The organism is Pseudomonas rosaeacicularis, from assembly GCF_057128745.1.
In genome coordinates, this window is sequence record NZ_JBSKHT010000022.1 from 105,704 (window position 1) to 111,838 (window position 6,135).

Below are 6,135 nucleotides of genomic sequence, written 5' to 3' on the forward strand. Positions count from 1 at the left end.
ATTTAAGGAAGAGGCATGCGCTGTCAACCACACGCCGCAAACCAGGTTTACATCTGGTTAAATAATGACCAAACATGTTTATTGTGCGATGAGAGAACGGGGTCAGAAAAGACGATCTGCGACCCATGTGAGGCTGATCTTCCATGGCTTAAAGACCAATGCGAACGCTGCGCACTGCCGATGCCAATGTCAGATCTCACCTGCGCCCAATGCACGATCAATCCGCCGGCTTTCGATGAGGTCATCGCCGCATGGCTTTACGACTTTCCCATCGACACGCTGGTCACACGATTCAAGCATCAGGGCAAGTGGCCGATGGGCCGGCTGATGGCGGAGTTGTTTGGCGAGTTTTTGCGCTACCGGTTCAACGAAGGTCTGGCGCGCCCTGATTTTTTACTGCCCGTGCCGATGGCGAATAAGCGAATGCGACAACGCGGCTATAACCAGGCGGCGATGCTGGCGGATTGGTTGGGGTCGTTACTGCAACTGCCGGTCAATGATCGACTACTGCGACGGGTGAAAGAAACGCCCGCGCAACAAGGGCTCGACGCCAGGGCGCGACGGCGCAATCTGCTCGATGCGTTTGAACTGTTGGAGCCACAGAATGTGGTTGGCAAACACATCGCCTTGGTCGATGACGTACTGACAACGGGTTCGACGGCGGATGTGATTGCCAAGCTGCTGCGCAAGGCCGGTGCGAGGCAAGTGGATGTTTATTGCCTGGCGCGAACGGCCAAGCCTGGGGGTTGATCAACCTATTTATCGCTCATGAGAGCCCTTTCGCGGACAGGTCCGCTCCCACAGATTTCCATCGTCCTCAAGAACATCCCAAATCCATATGTGGTAGCGGACTCCTCCGCGAAGGCGTCAGGCCAGGCAATAGTGATGTAAATTGTCACACCTGTTCGTGGGCAAGCGCGCTCCTACACTCAATTGGTATCCGCCATGTCTTTGCCACCCTCCCTCACCCAACACATGGTCCGCCGCCCGCAGCGCATGGCGTTGCTGGCGCACATTGCCGAGCAAGGCTCGATCACTCGCGCAGCAAAGAGCGCGGGGTTGAGTTACAAAGCGGCGTGGGACGCCATCGATGAGCTGAACAATCTCGCGGAAAAGCCCTTGGTCGAGCGCAGTGTCGGCGGACGTGGTGGCGGCGGCGCGAAGTTATCAGTGGAAGGTGATCGGGTCCTGCGTTTGTATCAACGCCTGCAAGCGCTGCAAGCAGAGCTGCTGAACAGTGCCGAAGAGTCCAGCGATCTGGCGCTGCTCAGTCGACTCATGCTGCGCACCAGCGCCCGTAATCAGTTGCATGGCCGCGTTGAGCGCATCACCCGTCATGGCCGTAACGACCTGATCGATCTGCAGCTGGCAGGCGAGCTGTCGGTGCAGGCGCAAATCACCCACGACAGCAGCGAACGCCTGGACCTGGACGTTGGCACCGACGTGTTCGCACTGATCAAGGCCGGCTGGCTGGAAGTGCTGGCACCTGGCGACGAAGTTACAAACGGACACAATTGCCTGACTGGCACTGTGGAGGAAATTCTCGACGCTGATGATGGCCCCAGCGAAGTCAGAATCATCCTTCCAAGCGGTCAGACATTGTGCGCACTGGCTGAGCCGGAACACTTGAAAGTATTAGGATTTTGCGTCCAAAGCCCGGTGAAGGTTCAGTTCTCTCCCGCTAACGTTCTGATCGGCACACCGCTTTGATATCAAGTCCTGACGCGCTCGCAGCCGCCGTCTCAGTCATCCGGCCGACACAATACCGTCATCAGCGATGAATAAGGTTCCTGCCAAAACCGCAGGAAGCCCGTGATGACACGCCTAAAAGACAATCAGTCCACAGACCTCGAAAACATGGTTGGCCTCACCCGCCGCAGCTTCATCAGCGCGGGCGCGTTGTGCGGCGCGGCGATGTTTCTGGGCGGCGACTTGCTGAGCCGCAGCGTGCTGGCCGCCAGCGTCAAAGCGGCCAACAGCAAATTGCTGGGTTTTGCCAGCATTCCCGCCGCCACGGCCGACAGCATCAGCCTGCCACCGGGCTACACCTCTTCAGTGCTGATCAGTTGGGGCCAGCCGTTACACGCAGACGGTCCCGCGTTCGACCCAAGCGGCAAAGGCAGCGCCGAGGCTCAGGAACTCCAGTTCGGCGACAACAACGATGGCATGAGCCTGTTCACCTTCCCCGGCGATAACGCCAACACCGCCAGCCGCGCGCTGATGGCAATCAATAACGAATACACCAACTACCGCTACCTGTTCGACCACGGCAAAGACCCACAATCGGCAGAAGAAGTGCGCAAAGCGCTGGCCAGCGAAGGCGTGTCGGTGATTGAGGTCAAGCGTGAGGGCGCTCAGTGGAAATTCGTGCAAGGCTCCAAATACAACCGGCGCGTGCACGGCAATACCCCGATTCAGTTGAGCGGGCCGGCTGCTGGTGACGATTTGCTGAAAACAGCCGCCGACCCAACAGGCAAGAGTGTGCTCGGTACCTTTCAAAACTGCGCCAACGGCAAGACACCGTGGGGCACCTATCTGACATGCGAAGAAAACTTCACTGACTGCTTTGGCAGCACCGATCCTACGCAGAAACTGGACGCGGCCACCAAGCGCTATGGCGTCGTCCCGACCAGTAAAGAGATCAACTGGCACCCCCATGATTCGCGCTTTGATATCGCGAAAAACCCCAACGAGTTCAACCGTCATGGCTGGGTGGTGGAGATCGATCCGTTCGATCCTAAATCAACGCCGATCAAACGTACGGCGCTGGGGCGTTTCAAGCATGAAAACGCAGCGCTGGCCGAGACCAAAGGCGGGCGTGTGGTGGTGTACATGGGCGACGATGAGCGCGGCGAGTTCATCTACAAATTCATCAGCCGCGACAAGATCGACCACCAGAACCCGAAAGCCAATCGCAACCTTCTCGATCACGGAACATTGTATGTGGCCCAGTTCGATAACGGCAACAGCAACCCCGATCACCCGAAGGGCAAGGGCACATGGATCGAGCTGACCCACGGCAAGAACGGCATCGACGCCAGCAGCGGTTTCGCCAGCCAGGCCGAGGTGTTGATTCATGCGCGGATGGCGGCGAGCGTGGTCAAGGCCACGCGCATGGACCGCCCGGAGTGGATCGTCGTCAGTCCCAAGGACGGCCAGGTGTATTGCACGCTGACCAACAATGCCAAGCGCGGCGAAGACGGTCAGCCGGTGGGCGGCCCCAATCCTCGGGCGAAGAACCAGTACGGGCAAATCCTGCGCTGGCGCGAAAGTGGCGATAACGCTTCGGCCATGGAATTCACATGGGATCTGTTTGTGGTGGCAGGCAATCCTGGCGTGCACAGCGGCACGCCTCAGGGCGGCTCCAGTAATATCAATCCGCAAAACATGTTCAACAGCCCCGACGGCCTAGGCTTCGACAAGGGCGGTCGGCTGTGGATTCTGACTGACGGGGACTCGACCAACCTTGGCGATTTCGCCGGAATGGGCAATAACCAGATGCTTTGTGCGGACCCGGCGAACGGTGAGATCAGGCGTTTCATGGTCGGCCCGGTCGGGTGCGAGGTGACGGGCATCAGCTTTGCGCCGGACCAGAAAGCCCTGTTCGTCGGCATTCAGCACCCTGGCGAAAACGGCGGTTCGACCTTCCCCGGGCACCTGCCTAATGGCAAGCCGAGGTCGTCGGTAATGGTGATTACGCGGGAGGACGGCGGAATAGTCGGCGCGTGATGCAGGTTAGTGATCGCACCCTGCGTGGGAACGATCTATTTCTGCAGGAGCCAACGTGTTGACGAGGCGGTGTGTCAGGCGAAACGCCTCGCGAACAAGTTCGCTCCTACAGGGTTTGCGTAACGCGTTGTGTCAGGGTTACACGCCTGAGTTAACATAACGGGCCCGACGCGGCAGCCTGCTGCGCGCAGGAGTAAGCATGGCCCACCCGTTTGCAACACTCACGCCTGATCTTGTGCTGGATGCCGTCGAAAGCATCGGTTTTGTCAGCGACGCCCGCATTCTTGCGCTCAACAGCTACGAGAACCGCGTCTATCAGGTGGGTATCGAAGACGATCAGCCGCTGATCGCCAAGTTCTACCGGCCCCAGCGCTGGACCACCGAAGCCATCCTCGAAGAACACAGCTTCACCGCCGAACTGGCTGGCGTCGACATCCCGGTGGTCGCCCCCATGACCCACAACGGCGCCACCCTGTTCGAGCACGCAGGCTTTCGCTTCACGCTGTTTCCACGTCGCGGCGGACGGGCGCCAGAGCCTGGGAATCTGGATCAGCTGTATCGTCTGGGCCAACTGCTCGGACGCATTCACGCCGTCGGCGCCATCAAGCCGTTCGAACACCGTGAAGCGCTTGGCGTGCAAAACTTCGGTCACAACTCGCTGGCTTATCTGCTGGAAAACAACTGCATCCCTCGTAGCCTTCTGCCTGCTTACGAGTCGGTAGCTCGTGATCTGCTCAAGCGCGTTGAAGACGTGTACGCCGCCACGCCGCACCAGAACATCCGCGTTCACGGCGATTGCCATCCTGGCAACATGATGACCCGCGATGACATCTTTCATATCGTCGATCTGGATGATTGCCGCATGGGGCCAGCAGTGCAGGACATCTGGATGATGCTCGCAGGCGATCGTCATGAGTGCCTGAGCCAGCTGTCGGAACTGATGGACGGCTACAACGAATTTCATGATTTCAACCCGCGCGAACTGGCGCTGATCGAGCCACTGCGCGCGCTGCGCCTGATGCACTACAGCGCTTGGCTGGCACGACGCTGGGACGATCCGGCGTTCCCTCACAGCTTTTCCTGGTTCGGCACCGAACGCTATTGGGGCGATCAAGTCCTGGCGTTGCGCGAGCAATTGTCGGCGCTGAATGAAGAGCCGTTGAAGTTGTTCTGACGCTTGCCACCACCAGTGGGAGGGAGCTTGCTCGCGAGGGGCCGGTGAGAGCAACGCATTCTCATCGGCAGAAAAGCATCGCGAGCAAGCTCCCTCCCACAGAATGAGTAGAGCTTGCCAAGTACTGAGTTGAACAAAAATAAAATCTGCCACAGGACACCTCATGCCAGCCGCCAACCCGCGTCGCGGGTACATTCTTGGCCTCAGCGCCTACATCATCTGGGGCATTTTCCCCATCTATTTCAAAGTCCTTTCCAGCGTTCCGTCGATCGAGATCATCGTCAATCGAGCGATCTGGTCGGCCGTGTTTGGGTTGGCGCTGTTAATGCTGGTATGGAAACACCCTGGCTGGTGGCAGGAGCTTTGCGATAACCCCCGGCGCTTTGCGATCCTCGCAGTCAGTGGTTCGTTGATCGCCAGTAACTGGCTGATCTACGTGTGGGCGGTGAACAACAACCACATGGTGGAGGCCAGCCTGGGTTATTTCATCAACCCGCTGATCAACGTAATGCTGGGTATGGTGCTGCTGCGTGAACGCTTGCGACCCCTGCAGTGGGTGGCGGTCATCCTTGCGCTGATCGGTGTCGGGCAACAGGTGTGGCAGGTAGGCAGCTTGCCGTGGGTTTCACTGGCGCTGGCGTTCACCTTTGGGTTTTACGGCCTGATCCGCAAGCAAGCACCGGTCGCCGCGCTGCCGGGGCTGGTGGTTGAAACCTGGATTTTGGTGCCCTTGGCGATTGGCTGGCTGCTGTTCAATCCGATGGCACACAGTGCGCAAAGTGAATTCTGGACCACCAAAGAAGCGATCTGGCTGGCAGCAGCAGGGCCGATAACGCTGGTGCCGTTGGTGTGTTTCAACGCGGCTGCGCGGGACTTGCCCTATGCCACGTTGGGCTTTTTGCAGTACATCGCGCCGATCTTAGTGCTAACCCTGGCGGTGCTGGTGTACGGAGAACACCTGGCCACCAGCACCGCAATAACGTTCGCCTTCATCTGGACAGGACTGGTGATCTATAGCGTCGATGCCTGGAGAAGCCTGCGCCGGCGCGCGTGACATACGCTTTTTTTGGGGCTTTTGTAGGAGCTGACGAGCACCGCGAGGCTGCGATTCGGTACATCTGACACACCGCAATCGCAGCCTCGCTCGGGCTCGTCAGCTCCTATGTATGGACTCGCCCCCACTGCCAACCCTTTTTTAACACTGCTACCCGGTTGCATCTATGTATCAGGCC

Annotated in this window: 5 protein-coding genes; all 5 read left to right on the plus strand. The window is 58.8% G+C overall.

What is annotated here, in order from left to right; translation table 11 throughout:
- Positions 1-15: 15 nt before the first annotated feature.
- The 5 genes from ACWKWM_RS25440 (at position 16) to rarD (ending at position 5,957) form a co-directional block, all read left to right on the plus strand.
- Positions 16-750, plus strand: a complete 735-nt coding sequence (locus ACWKWM_RS25440; protein WP_483848759.1) for a double zinc ribbon domain-containing protein — start codon at positions 16-18, stop codon at positions 748-750.
- Between the two features lie 195 nt (positions 751-945).
- The gene (locus ACWKWM_RS25445) at positions 946-1,710 is read left to right on the plus strand and encodes a TOBE domain-containing protein (protein ID WP_483848760.1); all 765 of its coding nucleotides are present in this window, start codon (positions 946-948) and stop codon (positions 1,708-1,710) included.
- 105 nt (positions 1,711-1,815) lie between these two features.
- Positions 1,816-3,729, plus strand: coding sequence for a PhoX family protein (locus ACWKWM_RS25450; protein WP_483848761.1), 1,914 nt, complete (start codon positions 1,816-1,818; stop codon positions 3,727-3,729).
- A gap of 199 nt (positions 3,730-3,928) precedes the next feature.
- On the plus strand, positions 3,929-4,903 hold the full coding sequence (locus ACWKWM_RS25455; protein ID WP_483848762.1) for a serine/threonine protein kinase: 975 nt from the start codon (positions 3,929-3,931) through the stop codon (positions 4,901-4,903).
- A 163-nt stretch (positions 4,904-5,066) separates the two neighbouring features.
- Positions 5,067-5,957: an EamA family transporter RarD gene (gene rarD, locus ACWKWM_RS25460; protein WP_483848763.1), complete on the plus strand. Its 891-nt coding sequence runs from the start codon at positions 5,067-5,069 to the stop codon at positions 5,955-5,957.
- The last annotated feature ends 178 nt before the right edge of the window (positions 5,958-6,135 follow it).

What these genes read in the sequence shown, in the direction of transcription:
- ACWKWM_RS25440 (WP_483848759.1), top strand. Translation starts at nt 16, where the DNA reads ATGCGCTGTCAACCACACGCCGCAAACCAGGTTTACATCTGGTTAAAT.
- ACWKWM_RS25445 (WP_483848760.1), top strand. Translation starts at nt 946, where the DNA reads ATGTCTTTGCCACCCTCCCTCACCCAACACATGGTCCGCCGCCCGCAG.
- ACWKWM_RS25450 (WP_483848761.1), top strand. Translation starts at nt 1,816, where the DNA reads ATGACACGCCTAAAAGACAATCAGTCCACAGACCTCGAAAACATGGTT.
- ACWKWM_RS25455 (WP_483848762.1), top strand. Translation starts at nt 3,929, where the DNA reads ATGGCCCACCCGTTTGCAACACTCACGCCTGATCTTGTGCTGGATGCC.
- rarD (WP_483848763.1), top strand. Translation starts at nt 5,067, where the DNA reads ATGCCAGCCGCCAACCCGCGTCGCGGGTACATTCTTGGCCTCAGCGCC.